This window comes from Micromonospora sp. NBC_00617, assembly GCF_045161355.1.
GTDB lineage: Bacteria > Actinomycetota > Actinomycetes > Mycobacteriales > Micromonosporaceae > Micromonospora.
This window is the reverse complement of record NZ_CP107751.1, coordinates 5,974,007-5,992,848: the sequence shown is the minus strand read 5'-3', so window position 1 is coordinate 5,992,848 and position 18,842 is coordinate 5,974,007. Positions and strand designations below refer to the sequence as shown.

At 71.4% G+C, this 18,842-nt stretch carries 21 protein-coding genes; 12 read left to right on the top strand and 9 right to left on the bottom strand.

The window, feature by feature from the left end; translation table 11 throughout:
• Positions 1-67: 67 nt before the first annotated feature.
• Positions 68-598 (bottom strand): peptidylprolyl isomerase, encoded by a 531-nt coding sequence (locus tag OG505_RS27665; RefSeq protein WP_405428933.1) that lies wholly within the window; start codon positions 596-598, stop codon positions 68-70.
• An 84-nt stretch (positions 599-682) separates the two neighbouring features.
• Here OG505_RS27665 and OG505_RS27660 point away from each other — a divergent pair, with 84 nt between their 5' ends.
• A complete protein-coding gene (locus OG505_RS27660) occupies positions 683-1,459 on the top strand; it encodes a hypothetical protein (protein ID WP_405428932.1) in 777 nt (258 codons plus the stop codon).
• Between the two features lie 125 nt (positions 1,460-1,584).
• On the opposite strand, the gene corA is transcribed toward OG505_RS27660, so the two are convergent.
• The 4 genes from corA to OG505_RS27640 form a co-directional block, all read right to left on the bottom strand.
• Complete coding sequence (gene corA, locus OG505_RS27655; protein WP_405428930.1) at positions 1,585-2,733, bottom strand: magnesium/cobalt transporter CorA; 1,149 nt, start codon at positions 2,731-2,733, stop codon at positions 1,585-1,587.
• A 303-nt stretch (positions 2,734-3,036) separates the two neighbouring features.
• Positions 3,037-4,131 (bottom strand): PLP-dependent aminotransferase family protein, encoded by a 1,095-nt coding sequence (locus tag OG505_RS27650; protein WP_405428928.1) that lies wholly within the window; start codon positions 4,129-4,131, stop codon positions 3,037-3,039.
• 106 nt (positions 4,132-4,237) lie between these two features.
• Entirely contained in the window at positions 4,238-4,696 is a 459-nt protein-coding gene (locus tag OG505_RS27645; protein ID WP_405428926.1) for an ester cyclase, read from the bottom strand.
• Positions 4,697-4,780: 84 nt separating this feature from the next.
• Entirely contained in the window at positions 4,781-5,173 is a 393-nt protein-coding gene (locus tag OG505_RS27640) for a cyclic nucleotide-binding/CBS domain-containing protein (protein ID WP_234582610.1), read from the bottom strand.
• A gap of 114 nt (positions 5,174-5,287) precedes the next feature.
• Here OG505_RS27640 and OG505_RS27635 point away from each other — a divergent pair, with 114 nt between their 5' ends.
• From OG505_RS27635 to OG505_RS27615, 5 genes are all read left to right on the top strand, one after another.
• Positions 5,288-5,467, top strand: coding sequence for a hypothetical protein (locus OG505_RS27635; RefSeq protein ID WP_405428925.1), 180 nt, complete (start codon positions 5,288-5,290; stop codon positions 5,465-5,467).
• Positions 5,464-6,231, top strand: coding sequence for a hypothetical protein (locus OG505_RS27630; RefSeq protein WP_405428923.1), 768 nt, complete (start codon positions 5,464-5,466; stop codon positions 6,229-6,231). The genes OG505_RS27635 and OG505_RS27630 overlap by 4 nt, the downstream gene beginning before the upstream one ends.
• Positions 6,232-6,309: 78 nt before the next feature.
• Positions 6,310-7,041, top strand: a complete 732-nt coding sequence (locus OG505_RS27625; protein ID WP_405428922.1) for a sugar phosphate nucleotidyltransferase — start codon at positions 6,310-6,312, stop codon at positions 7,039-7,041.
• Positions 7,029-8,096: an iron-containing alcohol dehydrogenase family protein gene (locus OG505_RS27620; RefSeq protein ID WP_405428920.1), complete on the top strand. Its 1,068-nt coding sequence runs from the start codon at positions 7,029-7,031 to the stop codon at positions 8,094-8,096. Before OG505_RS27625 ends, OG505_RS27620 begins: the two co-directional genes overlap by 13 nt.
• Positions 8,071-8,790 (top strand): CDP-alcohol phosphatidyltransferase family protein, encoded by a 720-nt coding sequence (locus tag OG505_RS27615; RefSeq protein ID WP_405428918.1) that lies wholly within the window; start codon positions 8,071-8,073, stop codon positions 8,788-8,790. The genes OG505_RS27620 and OG505_RS27615 overlap by 26 nt, the downstream gene beginning before the upstream one ends.
• Positions 8,791-9,099: 309 nt before the next feature.
• On the opposite strand, the gene OG505_RS27610 is transcribed toward OG505_RS27615, so the two are convergent.
• Complete coding sequence (locus tag OG505_RS27610) at positions 9,100-10,374, bottom strand: glycosyltransferase family 4 protein (RefSeq protein ID WP_405428917.1); 1,275 nt, start codon at positions 10,372-10,374, stop codon at positions 9,100-9,102.
• An 80-nt stretch (positions 10,375-10,454) separates the two neighbouring features.
• Here OG505_RS27610 and OG505_RS27605 point away from each other — a divergent pair, with 80 nt between their 5' ends.
• From OG505_RS27605 to OG505_RS27580, 6 genes are all read left to right on the top strand, one after another.
• The gene (locus OG505_RS27605; protein WP_357491849.1) at positions 10,455-11,315 is read left to right on the top strand and encodes a DNA-formamidopyrimidine glycosylase family protein; all 861 of its coding nucleotides are present in this window, start codon (positions 10,455-10,457) and stop codon (positions 11,313-11,315) included.
• Positions 11,316-11,579: 264 nt separating this feature from the next.
• Positions 11,580-13,151, top strand: a complete 1,572-nt coding sequence (locus OG505_RS27600) for a sugar transferase (protein WP_405434752.1) — start codon at positions 11,580-11,582, stop codon at positions 13,149-13,151.
• 32 nt (positions 13,152-13,183) lie between these two features.
• Complete coding sequence (locus OG505_RS27595) at positions 13,184-14,410, top strand: sensor histidine kinase (RefSeq protein WP_405428915.1); 1,227 nt, start codon at positions 13,184-13,186, stop codon at positions 14,408-14,410.
• 31 nt (positions 14,411-14,441) lie between these two features.
• Positions 14,442-15,203, top strand: coding sequence for a LytTR family DNA-binding domain-containing protein (locus OG505_RS27590; protein ID WP_007453674.1), 762 nt, complete (start codon positions 14,442-14,444; stop codon positions 15,201-15,203).
• A 29-nt stretch (positions 15,204-15,232) separates the two neighbouring features.
• Complete coding sequence (locus tag OG505_RS27585; protein ID WP_405428914.1) at positions 15,233-15,931, top strand: DUF5701 family protein; 699 nt, start codon at positions 15,233-15,235, stop codon at positions 15,929-15,931.
• A gap of 153 nt (positions 15,932-16,084) precedes the next feature.
• The gene (locus OG505_RS27580) at positions 16,085-16,333 is read left to right on the top strand and encodes a hypothetical protein (protein ID WP_405428912.1); all 249 of its coding nucleotides are present in this window, start codon (positions 16,085-16,087) and stop codon (positions 16,331-16,333) included.
• Between the two features lie 57 nt (positions 16,334-16,390).
• On the opposite strand, the gene OG505_RS27575 is transcribed toward OG505_RS27580, so the two are convergent.
• The 3 genes from OG505_RS27575 to OG505_RS27565 are packed head-to-tail and all read right to left on the bottom strand — an operon-like array spanning position 16,391 to position 18,782.
• The gene (locus tag OG505_RS27575; protein WP_405428910.1) at positions 16,391-17,647 is read right to left on the bottom strand and encodes a WD40/YVTN/BNR-like repeat-containing protein; all 1,257 of its coding nucleotides are present in this window, start codon (positions 17,645-17,647) and stop codon (positions 16,391-16,393) included.
• Positions 17,634-18,170, bottom strand: a complete 537-nt coding sequence (locus OG505_RS27570) for an RNA polymerase sigma factor (RefSeq protein ID WP_405428908.1) — start codon at positions 18,168-18,170, stop codon at positions 17,634-17,636. Before OG505_RS27570 ends, OG505_RS27575 begins: the two co-directional genes overlap by 14 nt.
• A gap of 60 nt (positions 18,171-18,230) precedes the next feature.
• Complete coding sequence (locus tag OG505_RS27565) at positions 18,231-18,782, bottom strand: Uma2 family endonuclease (RefSeq protein ID WP_344363596.1); 552 nt, start codon at positions 18,780-18,782, stop codon at positions 18,231-18,233.
• Between the last annotated feature and the right edge of the window lie 60 nt (positions 18,783-18,842).

The following is an 18,842-nucleotide window of genomic DNA, read 5'->3' as shown; positions in this document are numbered from 1 at the left end:
ACCGACGCTGGCCGGCGCGGTGCTCCGGAGCGCTCAATCATGCGAGCAAAGGTACCTCGCGGGTTCGTCAGGCGGCAGACCGCTCGATCTCGACCCGCTCGATGACGACGTCCTGCAGCGGACGGTCGCTCGGGCCGGTCGGGGTGTTCGCGATCGAGTCGACGACCTTCACCGACTCCTCGTCGGCGACCTGGCCGAAGATGGTGTGCCGGTTGTTGAGGTGCGGGGTCGGGGACACCGTGATGAAGAACTGCGAACCGTTGGTGCCCGGTCCGGCGTTCGCCATCGCCAGCAGGTACGGCCGGTCGAAGCGCAGCTCCGGGTGGAACTCGTCGGCGAACTTGTAGCCCGGCCCGCCCCGACCGGTGCCGGTCGGGTCGCCCATCTGGACCATGAAACCGCTGATCACGCGGTGCGAGATGGTGCCGTCGTAGTACGGCCCACTGCCCGGCTGACCGGTACGCGGGTCGGTGTATTCCCGGTTGCCCTCGGCCAGGTCGATGAAGTTGCGGACCGTCTTCGGAGCGTGGTTTCCGAAGAGCTCCAGCCGGATCGGGCCAGCGTTGGTGTGCAAGGTGGCGTAGACAGCCTCGGCCACGGGTACTCCTCACTCGTTGGTCAGTTCCATGCGGATCCTCCCATGTGCCCGATCTGGCATCGCGGAGGCATCCGAAGGTGGAGGATGACGAAGGAACAACTCCCAGGAGGTAGGACCGTGTTTGGAATCGGGCGGCGTCAGTCCCAGGGTCAGCTCGCCAAGGCAGAGCTGAACCAGAGCATCAGCCACCTGATGCAGGCAGCCAACCACGCCGCCAAGGGCGCCAGCGCGACCGTCGGTCCGCGGGTCCAGGTGGCCCGGGGCTACGTCGGGCCAGCTGCGGTGAAGGTGCGCGACCGCGCGTCGACCGGCTGGGGAACCACACTCACCACGCTGGCACCGCTGGCGGCGGCCGCCCGGGACGGCGCCGCACAGGCAGGGCCGATGACCAGGAAGGCCAAGTCGAAGACCATGCGGATCACCGGTAAGAAGAAGCAGCCGCGCCGTCGCGGCTCGATGATGACCGGCCTGCTGGCCGCGGGCGCCATCGCCGGCCTGGCCGGTGCGGTCGCCCTGCGTCGCCGCCGGGAGCAGCAGGAGTGGGCGGAGTACGACCCGACCCGCACCCTGGAGCCGATGCGCGACGAGGTCGACTCGATCGAGGTGCGCACGCCGGCAGCGCCGACCGCGGCCAAGGGGACCGACGGGTCCGCCATGGCGGGGGTGACCGGCGCCGGCAGCTCGGCGGTGGCCGGCGGCGACAGCGCCAGCACCACCGACACGGCCAAGCCGGGCAGTGTCCGCCCGACCGGCAAGGTCCCGTCGGTCGCCGAGGGAGCCACGGACGTCTCCGGGCGCCCGACCGACGACCTCAACAAGGCGCTGGGCAAGGACACCGCCCGCACCAACGGCCGCCGCTGACCCCCGGCACAGCAGCGCAGCGAGCGCCGGCGACGCGGGTTCTTCCCGCTCGCCGGCGCTTTCGCGGTTTCTTGCCGGCTCTTTCGCGGTTCAGAGCCTTTCGCGCCGGCCCTCGCTGCCGCAGGTCAGAGCCAGCCGTTGCGGCGGAACCAGCGGTAGAGGGCCAGGGAGACACCGAGCATCAGGGCCAGGGCCACCGGATAGCCGTACGTCATCTTCAGCTCGGGCATGTTGTGGAAGTTCATGCCCTCGACGCCGGCGATGGAGGTCCACACCGCGGCGATGGCCGCCCACGCGGCGATCTTGCGCATGTCGTTGTTCTGGTCGACGGTGACCTGGGCCAGCCGCGCCTGGAGGATCGAGTTCAGCAGGTCGTCGTACGAGTTCACCTGCTCGACGGTGCGGCTCAGGTGGTCCTGCACGTCCCGGAAGTACCGCCGGATCTCCTTGGGCACATCGCGGTTGACCTGGGAGGTCACGTTCATCAGCGGTCGCTGCAACGGGATCACCGCCCGCTTGAACTCCACCAGCTCCCGCTTCATCTGGTAGATCCGCTGGATCCGGCCGTGGCTGTTGCGGTCGAAGACCTCGGCCTCCAGCACGTCCAGGTCGTCCTCGAGCTGCTCGGCCACCTCCAGATAGAGGTCGACCACCCGGTCGGTCACGCCGTACGCCACCGCCCACGGGCCCTGGAGCAGCAACTCCTGCTTGGTCTCCAAATCGGCGCGGACCGGCGAGAGCCGGCAGGCGTCACCGTGTCGGACACTGATCAGGAAGTTCGGGCCGATGAAGAGCATCACCTGACCGGTCTCGACGACCTCGGAGGTCTCGGTCAGCTCGGTGTGCTCGCAGTACCGGGCGGTGCGCAGCACCAGGAAGCTGACGTCGTTGAACCGCTCCAGCTTGGGTCGCTGCTCGGCCTTCACCGCGTCCTCGACGGCCAGCTCGTGCAGGCCGTACGTCTCCGCGATGGCGGTCATCTCGGCCAACTCCGGCTGGTGCAGCCCGATCCAGACGAAGCCGTGCTCCTCCCGGCGTGCCGCCTCCAGCGCGTCCGCGTACGTCCAGTCGCCGGGCTGCCGCTTGCCGTCGATGTAGAGCGCGCAGTCGACCACTCCGCTGCGGCCGGTGCCGGTGGGGGCCGGAGTGGGCGGCGATCCGTCGGCGTTGAGCATCCTGGTCACCGCCCGGACCGGGGACGGCCAGGCCCGGGGTCGCAGCACCCGGGACGTGTTCGGCGGGACCGTCCGGCCCTGCTCTGCCCGATCCGTCATCGCGACACCTCCCCGCGCTCGCCTGCGGCTTGCAGGCTACGCCGATGGTCGCCACCGGCAGGTGTGACGGCGGTCGCGGGTGCGGCGCCGGGCGGGCCGGGCCGCATCGGGGGGTGAAGGACGACACGGCCCACCCGGCGCCCGTGGGGGCGGGGGTTGTGCTGCACGCGTGGCCCGAGGTGGCGGCGGGGTGCCCCCCGCTGCAGCTGACGGGTGACGCTCGCAGCATTGTGAGCCGCCGGCCGCCCGCTGGGGAGTCCCGGGACGGCCGGCATCGTCGTTCTGTCGGAAACCCGACAGAAATCAGCTCCGGATGGCGTCGACAGCGGACGCGAGCCGGCGGACACCTTCGTCGATCTTGTCGGCCGTCACGGCCGAGAAGGCCAGCCGCAGGGCGTGCCGCCCACCGTCGAGAACGAAGTCACTGCCCTTGACCACTGCGACACCGTGCTCGGCCGCCGCCGGGGCGAGCTTGTCGACCAGCACGTCCTCGGGGAACTCCACCCACAGGAAGTAGCCGCCGTCGGGCTCCACGAACCGGGCCTGCGGCAGGTGCCGGCGCAGCGACTCGGCCAGCACCCGGGCGCGTTCGCCCAGCGCCGACCGAACGGTCTCGATCGAGCGGTCGATGTCGCCGGAGACGCAGAACTGGTGCACGATCGCCTGCGACACCATGCCAGGCGAGATGTAGAGGCTCGTCGCGTTCTTGGCGATGTCGGCGATCAGATCCGCCGGACCGACCAGATAGCCGACCCGCACGCCCGGGCAGACGGTCTTGGTGAAGCTCGACGCGTGCACGACCACGTTGCGGGTGTCCAGCGAGAGCATCGACGGCAGCGCCTCGCCGCGGAAGCGGATGTCCGCGTACGGGTCGTCCTCGAAGATCGTGAACTCGTACTCGGCCGCCAGGTCGAGCAGTTCGCGGCGCTTCTCCAGCGACAGGGTCATGCCGGCGGGGTTCTGGTAGTTCGGGATGACGTGGGCGAGCCGGGGGCGGACCCCGGACTCCAGCAGCTTGCGCAGCTCGGCGGTGTCCAGACCGTCCGGCTGGACCGAGATGCCGTGCAACTCGCTGCCCATCCGCTGGAGGTTGAGCAGCGTGCGGTCGTACGTCGGACGCTCCACCACCACCGCGTCGCCGGGACGGACCAGGTGGTCGAAGAGGAAGGCGTCGGCCTGGAGCGAGCCGTTGGTGACCAGCACCTGGTTGGCTTCCACCCCGTGCTTCTCGGCGATCCACTTTCGCAGCGGAAGGTAACCGACGGAGGTGCCGTACGCCGTGACCCCCGCGGGATCGGCGTCGAAGGCGCGTACGGCGGCGGCCTTGAGCCCCTCGACATCGACGATGTCCAACGAGGGCGCCCCACGGGCAAAGGAGATCAGCTGCTCGGCGGTCATGGATATTGAGCGTACGGGCGGCGGCGGGCGACGCGCGGACGGCACGGCGATGTCCGCATCCTGAGCCACCGGGACGGGTGACCCGGGTCGGCCGGTCGACGTCAGATCAGACCGGAAGTGCGAGCGAGTCGTGCTGCGTCGCCCGGGAAAGGCCCTCAAACTGCACGCCGAGCGCGTCGAGGAGCTGGCTCCAGTCGAAGTAGGAGCGCCACGCGACGATCCGGCCCCGGCGGGCCCGGACCACGTCGGCAACCTCCCAGCTCACCGACCGGCCGGTCGGAGCGACGGTGCCGTACGGCGAATGCAGGGTGCCGGTGTGGGTGCCGTGCAGGCGCAGCTCCACGGCCGCGCCGCCGGACGTGCGCACCGCGCCCAGCGGGTCGACCCGCAGGTCCGCGAAAGCGCCCGTCCAGGTACGCAGCAGCGCGGGCAGCTCGATCGGCCGGACCGTGACACCCGGCATGGCGTAGAACGCCTCCGGGGCGTACAGGTCCGGCAGTCGGGCCACGTCCCGCCGCAGAAGCATCGCGTACTGCTGCTCGACCAGGCGCTCCGCGTCACGCATCGGGCCCTCCCCCACGGGCCACGGCATCTCCGCGCCCGCGAGGGATCCTTACCCGTCGATCCGGCCTGGCACACCTCGCGCGGGTCAGGTCGTGGCGGCCACCTGACTCTCCGCCCAGACCCGCATGATGTCCCGCACCGAGATCACCCCGGCCACCTCCCGGCCGTCGAGCACCACCAGGTGCCGGAAGCCGCCGCGGGCCATCGCGGCGGCGGCCTCGGCGACCGTCCACTCCGGCCCCGCGTAGACCACGTCCCAGGTCAGGTGGGCGCCGGTGCGTTCGGTGTCGCAGTCGAGGCCCGCGCCGATGGCCTTCAACACGTCGCGTTCGGTCATGATCCCGATTCCCTCGGACTCGGGGTCGATCACGACCGCCGACCCGACACCGCGGGCCGACATCATTCGGGCCGCCTGACGCAGCGTGTGCTCCGGACCGACGACGAGGACCTGGCTGGACATCGCTTCCCGTACCTGCATCACACATCACCCCTTTGGGACGGTGGCATTCGGTACGCACATGGTCGTCCGTGGATGTTTCCGGGACAAGACCGGACATCGTCGCGATGCGGCGTCGCTCGCTACTGTCGACGCGTGTCCACCGAGCCCCTGCGCTGCGCCGGCGCGCTGATCGTCGACCACGACGGCCGAATCTTCTTCCAGCGCCGCTCACCCCACCGACGCCTGCTTCCCAACTGCTGGGACGGCAACGACGGTCTGATCCGGCGGATCGCGGAGGAGGGCTTCGCCGCCCTGCGGTCGATCGATCGGTGAACACTGTCGAGCTGGCGCCGCACCGGGTCGCCGGGCTGCTCGCCCCGGCCGTGGACCGGACCTTCCGCGCCGGCATGCTGGCCGGCCGCGACGGCGGGGGCGCAGAGCTGAGCCAGCGGTACGGCGGGCCGACGGCGAACGGCTTCCTGGTGGACCTGCGCACCCGGCTCGCCGCGCCGGGCGGCACCGTCGACGGGCCGGGTTTCGCGGCGATCACCCGCTACGCCGACCCGGTCACGGTCCGCCGGGCGGTGGACAAGCAGGTGGCGTACGGCATGCTCCACCGCCGCCCGGACGGGTCCCTCTGCGCCACCGAGCGGGGCACCGCCTTCCTCACCGAGCTGTACCAGGTGCACGCCGAGGTCACCGAGGAGCTGTGGGCCGGGCACGACGAACGGGTCACCCGGCTCGTGGCGGCGCTCGGCCGGCTGCTGACGTACGCCCTGGTGCTGGCCGACACCGACGGCGACCGGAACGGGTCGGCGTTCGCGGCGCTGGCGCCCCCGCACGAGCCGGACGGCACCCCGCCCGGCGTGCTGCTGCTCAACCGGCTCGGCACGCTGCGCCACCACCGGGCCGACGCGCACGCCGCCGCCTGGACGGCCGCCGGACACACCGCGTCCAGCGTCGCCGCCCTACCCGCCGGCCCCGAGCGGCTCGCCATCGAGCTGGAGACCGACCGCCGGGCGGCCGGTCCGTACACCGCGCTCGACGCAAAGGAGCGGCTGACCATGCTCGCCGACCTGGCCGCGCTGCCCGGCTGACCCGGTTGGCCGGAGCGGCACGGCCGGCCGGCGCTATCCTCCAGCGGTGACGGGAGCAGGACGAGGGAGGATGTCGCGATGATCGGAATGGTGCTCGCGGCCGGAGCGGGACGACGGCTGCGCCCGTACACCGACACCCTGCCCAAGGCGTTGGTGCCGGTGGACGGCGAGACGACGATCCTGGACATCGCGCTGGGCAACCTGGCCGAGGTCGGGCTCACCGACGTCGTGATCGTGGTCGGCTACGCGGCGGACGCGGTCCGCGAGCGGCAGGCCGACCTGGAGAAGAAGTACGGGGTCACGCTCACCCTGGTGCACAACGACAAGGCCGAAGAGTGGAACAACGCGTACTCCCTCTGGCTGGCCCGGGAGTACTTCGCCCGCGGGGTGCTGCTGGTCAACGGGGACACCGTGCACCCGGTGAGCATCGAAAAGACGCTGCTGGCCGAGCGCGGCCCGGGCATCCTGCTCGCCGTGGACACCCTCAAGCCGCTGGCCGAGGAGGAGATGAAGACCACCTTCGACGCCGCCGGCCAGCTCACCCGGATCACCAAGATCATGGACCCGGGCGAGGCGTACGGGGAGTACATCGGCGCGACGCTGATCGAGCCGCAGGTCGCCGACGCCCTCGCCGACGCGCTGGAGGCGACCTGGCGACGGGACCCGAACCTCTACTACGAGGACGGCTACCAGGAGTTCGCCGACCGGGGCGGGGAGGTGCGGGCGGCGCCGATCGGCGACGTCCCGTGGGTCGAGGTCGACAACCACGCCGACCTGGCCCGCGCGCGGGAGATCGCGTGCCGCTACTAGCTCGGAGCGTCCTCACCCCGCTGCACATCGACGTGCGACGCGGGGCGGTCGCCGACCTGGGCGCGATCCTGGCCGACGGGCGGATCTCCTCCGGGGGTGACGTCGCGGTGGTGGTCGGCCCGGGTCAGGGCGCGCAGATCGCGGAGCTGATCCGACCGTCCCTGCGCTCGGCGGACGTGTTCACCGTCTCCGGCGGGACGCTGGACGCCGCCGACGACCTGGGCGGCAAACTCCGCTCCCGCTCGTACGACGCGGTCGTCGGCATCGGCGGCGGCAAGACCATCGACGTGGCCAAGTACGCGGCGACCCGCCGAGGGCTGCCGATGGTGTCGGTGGCGACCAGCCTCGCCAACGACGGGATCGCCTCCCCGGTGGCCAGCCTGATCACCGACGGGATCAAGGGCTCCTACGGCGTGCACATCCCGATCGGGGTCATCGTCGACCTGGACTTCGTGGAGAGCGGTCCGGACCGGCACAACCGGGCCGGCATCGGCGACGTGATCAGCAACATCAGCGCACTCGCCGACTGGGAGCTGTCCCGACAGGTACGCGGCGAGCGGGTCGACGGGCTGGCCGCCTCGCTCTCGCGAGCGGGCGCCGAGGCGGTGCTCAACCACCCCGGCGACATGAGCGACGACGCCTTCGTGATCGTCCTCGCCGAGGCGTTGATCTCCAGCGGCCTGGCGATGGCGGTCGACGGCACCAGCCGTCCGTGCAGCGGCGGCTGCCACGAGATCATGCACGCCGTCGACTCGCTCTTCCCCGGCACCGCCTCGCATGGCGAGCTGGCCGGGCTGGGCGCGCTGTTCTGCACCTGGCTGCGCGGCGACCTGCGCCGCTTCGGGGAGATGTCGGCCTGCCTCGCCCGGCACGGCCTGCCCCGACTCCCCGCCGAGGTGACGCTCACCGACGACCAGTTCATCGAGGCGGTGCAGTTCGCCCCGCGTACCCGACCGGACCGGTACACGATCCTCGAGCACCTGGCCCTGTCGCCTACCGAGACGCGGGAGCGGCTGGCAGACTACGCCGGTGCAATCCGCGACCAGCTTGACTGAGCCCCGTCCCACAGTCGCCGACTTCCACCGGGTGAACCGGGGCGGCGGCCTGTTCAGCGAGTCGATCAGCCAGTGGCTGGGGGCCGTCTTCGCGCTGGTCGCGCAACGCCTCGGGCTCCGCCCGACCGCGCTGACCATCACCAACCTGGTCCTCGGCCTGGCCACCTCGGTCAGCGTGGTGGCGCTCGCCGGGCCGGTCGCTGACGGGGACGTACCGGCCTGGGTGGTCGGCCTGCTCGCCCTGATCGGCTGGCAGGTCGCGTACTCCCTGGACTGCGCCGACGGGCAGCTCGCCCGGGTGACCGGCCAGGGCAGCGCGGCCGGCGCCCGGGTCGACGTGCTCTGCGACGTGGCCGCGCAGATCGCCCTGGTGGCCGCCCTGGCCGCCACCGCCGTGGCGCAGGAGCCGTCCACGCCGACCTGGCTGGTGGCGACCTTCGCCGGCACCTGGATGGTCAACCTGGTGACCTCGGTGATGCAGTCCGGCCCGAACGCGGCCAGCATGGTCACCTCGACCTCGTTCCCGGTGCGCCTGGTGAAGCTGGTCCGCGACTACGGCGCGGTGATCTTCGTGGCCGCCCTGGTGCTGATGATCGCCCCCGCGCTGCTCTTCTGGGTGATCGTGGCGTTCACCATCGTCAACGGCGGCTTCCTCCTCGCCAGCATCGCCTTCTCCGCCCGCGCCTCCTGGTAAGGAAGGGCCCCCTACTATCGCCTTTTGCATAGGAAGGGCTCCTTATTAACCACCGCTGGGCGGCGCCTCCGTCGCCGACACCGCTGCCATCACGATGAGGACGCCGGTGTCGGCTTCGAACAACTCCGCCGACAAAGCTCCCTGCCTAACACTTGAGCGCTGCATGAACTCTCGGCAGATCCAGGTGCCTGGGCTTCGGCTGCCGCGTCCCGCCTTGATCGACTCCGTTGGGGCAAAGTGGGGGTATCGACCGTGCGGGAGGCAGGGGCCGCCGGCATGCGAGGTCGAGTGGGAGCCGTAGGCCGGGGGTCAATGAGGGCGGGCCACGCCGGCGTAGATGTCCAGGTGGCGCTTGATGACGACATCGGGGTGGAAAGTCTGCTCGTACCGCAGCCGGGCCGGTGCGGCGAGCGCGGCGGCACCGGCCCGCGCGACCGGGAGCGCTGCGGCCAACGCGGCCGGGTCCGGCGTGACCACCCAGCCGGCGGTGCCGGTGACCAGGCCGGCCGGCACCCCAGACGGACCGGCCGGCGGCGCGGAATGGCCTGCGACGGCCGAGGCGACGGCGGCCGGGCCGGTGCCGGCGGGCTCGTGCGGGGCGTCCGCTCCGACGAGGTACGGGATGCCGCCCAACGCGGTGCCGAGCACCGGCCGGCCGCTGGCCAGCGCCTCGATGATCACGGTCGGCAGGACGTCGTGCCACATCGAGGCCGCGATCACCACGGCGCTCGCCTCGACGGCGGCGCGTACTCCGGCGCGGTCGAGCTGACCGAGGTAGACCACGTCGGGTCGCTCGGCAGCGGCAGCCTCCACCAGCGGGCGCAGCTCGCCGTCGCCGGCGATCCGCAGCGTCCCCAGGGTGCCCACCGGATGGCGACGCCAGGCGTCCAGCAGCAGGTCGACACCCTTCTCGGGCGAGAGCCGGGCCATGTAGAGGAAGCCGTCACCCAGCGGGGCCGGCCGGCCCGGATCGGGTACGGCATTCGGCTTCACCACGATCCGATCGTCCGGAATGCCGTAATCGCGGAGGTGGTCGGCGATTGCCGTGGTGAGGGCGATGAACCGGTCCACCGAGCGCCAGGTACCCCGGTGTACGGCCAGGGTGGTCGCCATCAGCGCGCTCTGCGCCGTCGAGTCGCGGTAGCACCGGTGCTTGATCGCCGGCACGCCCAGCGCCCGACCCTTGCAGTCCTGGCAGATCACCCCGTCGCGGAAGTAGATCCCCGACGAGCAGACCTGCCGGTAGTTGTGCACCGTCTGCACCACCGGCACGCCGTGCCGGTGCGCGGTCCGCACCACCCAGGGCGAGATCAGGGGGTACGGGTTGTGCAGGTGCAGGACGTCCGGGCGGTGCTCGGTGAGCAGCCGGCTGAGGTCCTGCTGGGCACGCGGCGCCCAGATCGGCGAGATCGGCAGCAGCGCCTTCGCCGCCTTCGACATCGACGGGATCTCGTCCGAGCTGCGGATGAAGGGCAGCACCTCGACGCCGGCAGCGGTGAGCTGAGCGATCTCCGAGTCGACCATCGTGTTCTCGCCGGAGGGCTGAGCTTCCCGGTACCGGTTGTGCGCCACCACGATTCTCAAAGAGCTCGCCTTTCGTTCGCGACTGCGGGACTCGCAAGCTCATTCCTCGCGCTCACCGGAAAGAAGGCTACCGTTGGTTGGTGCCCGAACTACCGGAGGTTGAGGCGCTCGCGGGTTATCTGCGGCAGCGCGCGGTGGGGCGGCGTGTCGACCGGCTGGAAATCGCCGCGATCAGCGCCCTGAAGACGTACGACCCGGCACCCGCCGCGGTCGCTGGTCGGGCGGTGGTCGACGCTCGCCGGCACGGCAAGTTCCTCGACGTGGTCGTCGAGGGTGATCTGCACCTCGTGGTCCACCTGGCCCGGGCGGGCTGGCTGCACTACCGGGAGGCGTTTGGATCGACGACGCCGCTGCGACCCGGCAAGGGGCCGATCGCGGTGCGCGTCCGCCTCGACGACGGGTCCGGCTTCGACCTCACCGAGGCGGGCACCCAGAAGAAGCTGGCCGCGTACCTGGTCACCGACCCGGCCACCGTGCCCGGGGTGGCCAAGCTGGGCCCGGACGCGCTCGCCGCCGACCTGCCCACCTTCGCGGAGCGGCTGCGCAGTCGGCGTGGGCAGGTCAAGGGGGTGTTGACCGACCAGTCGGTGCTGTCCGGGGTGGGCAACGCGTACTCGGACGAGATCCTGCACGCCGCGAAGCTGTCCCCGTTCGCGATCACCGACCGGCTCACGGACGCCCAGCTCGCCACCCTGCACGCGGCGACCCGCCAGGTGCTCGGTGACGCGGTCGAGCGGTCCCTCGGCCAGCGTGCCGCCGAGCTGAAGGGTGAAAAGCGGTCCGGGTTGAAGGTGCACGCCCGCACCGGGCTGCCCTGCCCGGTCTGCGGAGACACCGTGCGGGAGGTGTCCTTCGCCGATTCGAGCCTCCAGTACTGCGCGACGTGCCAGACGGGCGGAAAGCCGCTCGCTGACCGACGGTTGTCCCGCCTTGTACGGTGAGTAATCCCACTCGGCGACTACGGAGCGGAATCGGCCAGACTGAGCCGAAGCTCCCGTCCACCGTTCTCGCCACACGCGCATCCATCGGTATAGTGGCCCGGTCCCCGGCTTCTGAAATGGTGCGGAGCCGGCCAGATCCCGCCGGCACCATCGGTCGCCAATCTCCTTCGGGGCGACGACCGGTCGGAGCCCGCGTGGGAGACTGGGACGGTGGGCGACCCGGGCCCTCACGCCGAGTGAGCGGCCCGTGTCATGCGGGAGGACATGGGTGAGGTGACGGCAAGCCTCCAGCGCCCGGTATCCAACGAAGGCCGGAGCAGACTCGTGCGGCACGTCGACAGCTTCGAGATCCAGCCGCCGACGCCGCCGTCACACAACGGCGTCCCCCGGTCGGCATGGGCCAGGGCGCGACGCCGTGTCTCCCGCTGGCACCGCCCCTACACCGCCATCCTGCTGCTGCTCGACTTCGGCGCGGCGGCGTTCGCCAGCTGGATCGCGATCCAGCTCTTCGACCAGGCCGCCTCCGGCTTCTCCGGCACCAACCAGAATCCGACCTGGTTCCACACCGTCTCGTACCTGCTGCTGCCGCTGGGCTGGGTGGTCATCCTCTGGAGCAACCGGGCGTACGACCGGCGCTACCTGGGGCTCGGGCCGGACGAGTTCAAGCGGGTCATCCGGGCCGCCGTCACGGTCGCGGCCAGCGTCTCCTTCCTCGCGTTCGCCACCAAGACCGCGCTGTCCCGGTGGACGGTCGGCACGGCCCTGCTCGGGGCGCTCCTGCTGATCCTGTGGGGCCGCCTCGTGGCTCGCTGGGCGCTGCACTACATCCGTCGGCGGGCCGGTCAGGCCGCGCACCGGATGGTGCTGGTCGGCACCCTGCCGGAGTGCCTGGAGGTCTACGCGGCGGTCACCCGCAGCCCGAACGCCGGGCTGGTCCCGGTCGCCATCCACATCACCGACGGGTATGCGGCGGCGCGCGGGATGCCGACGCCGGTGCCGGTGCACGCCGGGCGCGACGTGCTGGCCCTGGTCCGGGAGGTCGGCGGGGACACCATCGCCGTCTGTGGGTCGGCCAGCGCCGAGCCGGGCGAACTGCGCCGGCTGGCCTGGCAGTTGGAGGGCTCCGGCGTCGACCTGGTAGTCGCACCGCAGTTGACCGACATCGCCGGCCCTCGGGTGCACATCCGGCCGATCGAGGGTCTGCCGCTGCTGCACGTCGAGGAGCCGACCCTCTCCGGGCCGGCGCTGCTCGCCAAGAACCTGATGGACCGGGTCGCCGCCGGCTTGGGTCTGCTGCTGCTGATCCCCCTCTTCGTCGCCATCGCCGTGGCGATCCGCATCTCCGACCCCGGGCCGGTGTTCTTCCGCCAGCCTCGGGTGGGGCACGAGGGGCGCACCTTCCGGGTGTGGAAGTTCCGGACCATGTACGTGGACGCCGAGGACCGGCTGGCCAGCCTGACCGACCAGAACGAGACCGACGGCATGTTGTTCAAGATGAAGCAGGATCCCCGGGTCTTCCCGGTGGGCCGCTTCCTGCGGGCCTCGTCGCTGGACGAGCTGCCGCAGTTGATCAACGTGCTCTGGGGTGAGATGTCGCTGGTCGGGCCCCGCCCGCTGCCGGCCGACGACGGCGACTTCCTGGGCGACGTGCGGCGTCGACTGCTGGTCCGCCCCGGCATGACCGGTCTCTGGCAGGTCTCCGGCCGCTCCGACCTGTCCTGGGACGAGGCCGTCCGGCTGGACCTCTACTACGTCGACAACTGGTCGCTGGCGTACGACCTGAGCATCCTCTGGCGCACGGTCGGCGTGGTGCTCGCCCGCAAGGGCGCGTACTAGCGCCCAGGGCCGCGAGCCGTCAGGATCGCTGCGTGGGTGGCAACCTCTCCGCCGTCGTCGGCGTCGTATCGCTGGTCACCGCGCTGACCGCGGCCCTGCTGGCGGTGCTGCGGCTGCGCGCCCGGCGCGGCATCGCCACCGCCACGCAACGGGCCACCTACGAGGTGCTGCACACCGCCGGTCTGGCCGCCGAGCCGCTGCGGGCGGGGTTGAGCGCGGCGGGCGCGACGAAGGCCGTACGCCATCTGCGGGCCCTGGTGGGCGCGGTCGGGCTGGCGCTCACGGACGCCGACGAGGTGCTCGCCCTCGACGGGCGCGGGACGCACCACGGTGAGCAACTGCTGGCGGCGGCCCAGCGGTCGGTGGCCACCGGGCGCTCGACGGTGCTCGGGGAGTCCGACCTGCGGTGCGATCGGGTCGACTGCCCGATCCGCGGTGCGGTTGTCGCGCCCCTGCACGGGGCGGACGCCCGGGTGGTCGGCGCGCTGGTGGCGATCGCCGACAGCGCGCCGGCGCCGGGACTGGTCCAGGCCACCTTGGAGACGGCGCACTGGGCGGGCAACCAGCTCGCCCTGGCCGAGCTGGACTCGTCGCGGGAGCGGCTGGCGAGGGCGGAGGTCCGGGCGTTGCGGGCGCAGATCAGCCCGCACTTCATCTACAACGCGTTGACCGCGATCGGCTCGTTCGTCCGCACCGACCCGGAGCGGGCACGGGAGTTGATCCTGGAGTTCGCGGAGTTCACCAGGTACTCGTTCCGGGCGCACGGGGAGTTCACCACGCTGGCCGAGGAGCTGCGGTCGATCGACAGGTACCTGACGATCGAGCGGGCCCGGTTCGGCGACCGGTTGCAGGTGCGGTTGCAGATCGCCCCGGAGGTGCTGCCGGTGACGCTCCCGTTCCTCTGCCTTCAGCCGCTGGTGGAGAACGCCGTCCGGCACGGGTTGTCCCGCAAGCCGGGCGCGGGCATGGTGAGCATCGAGGCCCGGGACGCGGGCGCCGAATGCCACATCACGGTGGAGGACGACGGGGTGGGAATGGACCCGACCACGCTGACCGCCGGCATCGCCGAGCTGGCCCGCAGCACCGGTGACCCGGGGGACGACCCGGGCCAGCACGTCGGCCTCTCGAACGTCGACGAGCGGCTGCGGTCGGTCTTCGGGGACCGCTTCGGTCTGGTCGTCGAGACCGGGCTGGGCTCGGGCACCCGGGTGAGCATGCGGGTGCCGAAGTTCCACCCCGGCGTACGGGCCGGTTCGTGAGCGAGCGCAGCGAGCGAATGCGGGCGACCCGGTGAACGCCTCCGGTTTCCTCCGAGTGCTGGCGGTGGACGACGAGCCGCCCGCGCTCGACGAGTTGGCGTACCACCTGCGGGCCGACCCCCGGGTGGCCCGCCTGCACACCGCCGGGGACGCCACCGAGGCGCTGCGGCTGCTGCGCGACGGTGATGTGGACGTGGTCTTCCTGGACATCCGGATGCCCGGCCTGGACGGCATGGAGCTGGCCCGGGTGCTGCGCCGGTTCGCCCGACCGCCGGCGATCGTGTTCGTCACCGCGTACGACGACGGGGCGGTGGACGCGTTCGACCTGGGCGCCACGGACTACGTGCGCAAACCGGTACGCGCCGAACGGCTGGCCGAGTCGCTGCGGCGGGTGATCGGCTCACGGGTGGTGCCGTCGCATCCGGCGGCGCTGGCCCGGGCCGAGGAGGACCCGACCATCCCGATCGAGTTGGCCGGCACCACCCGGATGCTGCCCCGCTCGGCGGTGCGCTGGGTGGAGGCGCAGGGGGACTACGCCCGGCTGCACACCGCCGAGGGGTCGCACCTGGTGCGGGTCTCACTGGCCACGCTCGCCGAGCGATGGGCGGACGCCGGTTTCGTCCGGGTGCACCGGTCATACCTGGTGCAGTTGAAGTTGATCGCGGAGCTGCGTTTGGTGAACTCCGGGTACGTGGTGGTGGTCGACTCCACCGAGCTGCCGGTGAGCAGGCGGCACACCCGGGAGTTGAAGGACAAGCTGGTCAGGGCCGCGAAGCAGGACTGGAGTCGCTGACGCGGGAATACCTCCGACCTTCCCGTACGTTGTACGATAGTCCGTACGACTATCGGGAGGCCGCCGTGCACGACGCCCCGTTCGACGCCGAGACCGAGTTCGACAGCCAACTAGACCAACTGGTCCGACTGGACTACCCGGCCCTGGCCGGGATGCCCGAGAGCGCCTTCCGCGACCTGGTCGCCCCGCTGCGGGCCCGCGCGGTCCACGGCGCCGCCGGCCTGCCCGCGCCCACCGCCGCCCGGGTGCCGTTCCTGCTGGTCATCACGCGCGACCTGATCGGGGTGGAGCCCCGGCTCGCGCTCACCACGCTGGCCGGCAAGAACAAGCCCGGCTTCCTCGATCGGCACTACGCCGAGGACGACCTGCCGCGCTTCGACCCGATCAAGGAGCTGGAGGTGCCCGCCGGGCCGGCGTACCTCCTCTTCGACGTCGACCGTGGCGAGGAGTTCCGCAACCTCGCCCCCGCCGCGGCGATGGAGGGCATGACCGCCCAGGACCGGCTGCCGCTCACCATCGACGAGGGGCTCGCCTTCATCACCCTCCATCCGGCCGCGCTGGCCAGCAACAGGTGCTTCTCGCTCGTCGGCTCCCGGTGCGGCGACAAGCGGGTGCCGGCCCTGTGGATCAGCCAGGGCGCGCCGAAGCTGGGCTGGTGCTGGTACGGCAATCCGCACACCTGGCTCGGCTCCGCCTCGGCCCACCCGGTACGCGTCGGCCTGGAGTAACCGCTGCCGTTCCACGGAGGACGGTCGCCCGGTCGGGAGTTCCACGCCCATCGCCGGTGACCTATCCCCCGTGGGCCGACCTCGTACGGCGCGCAGGGACAGTGCGGGCGGAGCATGCTCAGGCCGCCCCACCACCCTCACGTTGGGATATCGATGCAGCTATTCCCAGCCCGCCGCGCCCTGCTGGCCGGTGCCATCATGGCAGCGCTCGTGCTGCCCGGCGCCACCCCGGCCCAGGCTGCGGCGACGGGCGCGGTCAGCGGACGACTGACCACCAGCGCCGGCACCGCCGCCGAGGTTCTGGTCCAGGTCTACCCGACAAGCTGGCGCAGTTTCCCTACCGGCCAGCGGCAGCATGTCCATGGACCTGGTCGTGCCGACCAGCTGACGGGTTCGACGTAGCGGGGCCGGTGGCACCACGCCACTGGCCCCGCTGCGTACCCGAATGAACGTGTGCGCTCAGTCCGGGAGCGGAAAGCGCGTCCAGGTCCTTCCGTCGCTGGTGAACAGCACGTGGTCCGCCCCGCTCACCGTCATGTCGTCCCGGCCGTAGAGCCAGGCGAGGCCCGGAGAAGCCCCGATCCCACCGTCGTTACGGCGGTACGCCTGCACGTTCGTAAAGTGCCGTCCCTCGTCTTGGCTCGTCCACAGCCGCGAGGTGAAGGTCGGAGGTGGAGTGGACTCGGGGGTAAACGTGTCCGACTCCGCAACCAGCAGAGCACCGTCCGCACCCACGGTGATCCGCAGCATCTCCTGTGTGTCGGGCAGATCCGTGCCGACGTCCGCCCAACTCCTGCCGCCGTCCGTGGTGCGCAACAACTGGACCGGCCCTGCCACCGCCGTCGGCGGCGTTCCCGGCGGTGCCGGGGGATCGACCAGCAGGTACGCCTCCTGCTTGTCGATCCCGACCACGGCCCGGACATCCGCCCCCTTCGCCGGCTGCCAGGTCGTCCACGTGGCGCCCCGGTCCACGCTCCGAGCAACGAGCATGACGTCGAGGCCGCCCGGCCAGTAGGTCACCCAGATCGCCCCGTCCGCAGTCGGGTAGATGCTGCGCGGCCGAGAGGGCGACGGCGGTTCGCCGCTGAGTTGGTAGACCGTCCCCGTCGTCGGGTCCACGGCCAGTGGTTGCTGGATCACGCTACCGCTGTCCTGGCTGAACACGGCACGGGCCTGCGTCGGAAATGCGGTCACCGCCACCATCGCCTGCGCTGCCTCCCGCCAGCTTCGCCCGTAGTCGGTGGAGAGCCTCAACAGCACACCGTCCCGGATGAGGTACGAGCGGTCGCTGAGAACGGCAAATTCCAGGTCGGCTTCCTCCCCGCCGTAGCCGTCGGCCCGACAGGACGTGGCCTGGTAGCGGGCCGCGTCGTAATCGGTCCAGCTGACGCCGCCGTCCCGGGTGTGCGCGAAACGGATCGCGCACGTCGAGTTGTGCACCGCCACTCCGGAATCCGGACCGGTCAAGAAGACCTCGCCACCCCGTGCCCGCGCAGGTGGAGGAGGGGCCGGCCTGGTCCAGCCGTCCTGGCCGCGGCCGGCGGTCAGCGGCACCACCGCCATGGCCGCGAAGACGACCACGAGAGCCAACGTCATCCCGCCGGCTCGCCGGCGCCGACGAGATTGGGCGACCGACATCAGGTCGTCCAGGGACGGTTGGCGAACGACGTCGGTGATCGCGTCGACGTCGAAGCCGCCGAACTCATGATTGGACATCGACCCTCCCGGTGTTCGTGCTGTCAGTTGCGTCGGAGTCGGTTGCGTCGGAGTCGCTGAGCAGCGACGCGAGCGCCTGCCGACCCCGGGAGAGGCGGGACTTGACGGTGCCGGCGGAAACGCCGAGCGTCGCCGCCACCTCGTCGATCGGCAGGTCGACCAGGTAGTGCAGGGCCAGCGCGTGTCGCTGCCCCTGGGGCAGTTCGCGCAACGCGGCGAGCAGCGCCAGGTGCTCGGGTGAGCGGTCCGCGACCGCCGGGGGCGGACCGATCCGACGCAGCAGCCCGTCCAGCACCCGCCGCCGCCGGTGACGACTACGGGCGACGTTCACCGCGACCCGGCGCAACCATGCCTCCGGGTTGTCGAGGCGGGTCAGCCGACCGGGTGCCGCCAGCGCCCGGGTGAACGCCTCCTGGACCGCCTCCTGCGCCTCGCACAGGTCGCCGGTCACCGCGTAGAGCTGGACCACCAAGCGTCGGAAACAGCCGGCGTAAAGCTCGACAATCAGATCACCGTCGGACACCCTCACCACCCCTCTTCACCTGTCCCACTCCTGGGCCGAGGGAAAGGTTCCGGGCGACAGTCAGAAGATGTCGGCCAGCGGCAGGGCCAGGGGGAACGGCTCGTCGGTGCGGTAGATCTCGCCGACCGGGAGGAGCGCTTGGTCGCGGTAGCCGCCCGGGCCGTTCGCGAGGACCGTCAACGTCTGTTTCCGGGGCTCCACCAACCAGTACCGGCCGATGCCGGCGGCCGCGTACTCGTGGCGTTTGAGCACCAGGTCCCGGCCAGCGTTGCTCGGCGAGATCACCTCGACGACGAGGAGCACATCGCTCGGGTCGAGCGCGGCGCCGCCGCTGGCCAGCGCGCTCTCCCGAGCGACGAAGAGATCCGGCACGAAGTACGAGGAGCGTTTGGCGCTCACCCCGATGTCCTGACCGACGAGCAGGCCGGCGGGGGCCTGCCGGTCGAGGATCCGACGGAGGCGGTTGGCGATCGCACCGTGGAAGACGTCCGCATGGGGGGACACGAGCAGGCTCCCGTCGAAGATCTCGTAGACCTGGTCGTCCTCGGGAAGAGCCTGGAGGTCGTCCACCGTCCAGGCGTCGCCCCAGCCGGGCCGGGCAGGATTGGTCACCGTCACACCTCCTCTCTACCGGACCACCCTGACAGCTGGCTCGGTCGTCCACAACGAGGC

What these genes read in the sequence shown, in the direction of transcription:
- OG505_RS27600 (WP_405434752.1), top strand. Translation starts at nt 11,580, where the DNA reads ATGGGTGAGGTGACGGCAAGCCTCCAGCGCCCGGTATCCAACGAAGGC.
- OG505_RS27660 (WP_405428932.1), top strand. Translation starts at nt 683, where the DNA reads ATGACGAAGGAACAACTCCCAGGAGGTAGGACCGTGTTTGGAATCGGG.
- OG505_RS27625 (WP_405428922.1), top strand. Translation starts at nt 6,310, where the DNA reads ATGATCGGAATGGTGCTCGCGGCCGGAGCGGGACGACGGCTGCGCCCG.
- OG505_RS27575 (WP_405428910.1), bottom strand. Translation starts at nt 17,647, where the DNA reads ATGTCCAATCATGAGTTCGGCGGCTTCGACGTCGACGCGATCACCGAC.
- OG505_RS27640 (WP_234582610.1), bottom strand. Translation starts at nt 5,173, where the DNA reads ATGCAGGTACGGGAAGCGATGTCCAGCCAGGTCCTCGTCGTCGGTCCG.
- OG505_RS27650 (WP_405428928.1), bottom strand. Translation starts at nt 4,131, where the DNA reads ATGACCGCCGAGCAGCTGATCTCCTTTGCCCGTGGGGCGCCCTCGTTG.
- corA (WP_405428930.1), bottom strand. Translation starts at nt 2,733, where the DNA reads ATGACGGATCGGGCAGAGCAGGGCCGGACGGTCCCGCCGAACACGTCC.
- OG505_RS27580 (WP_405428912.1), top strand. Translation starts at nt 16,085, where the DNA reads ATGCAGCTATTCCCAGCCCGCCGCGCCCTGCTGGCCGGTGCCATCATG.
- OG505_RS27645 (WP_405428926.1), bottom strand. Translation starts at nt 4,696, where the DNA reads ATGCGTGACGCGGAGCGCCTGGTCGAGCAGCAGTACGCGATGCTTCTG.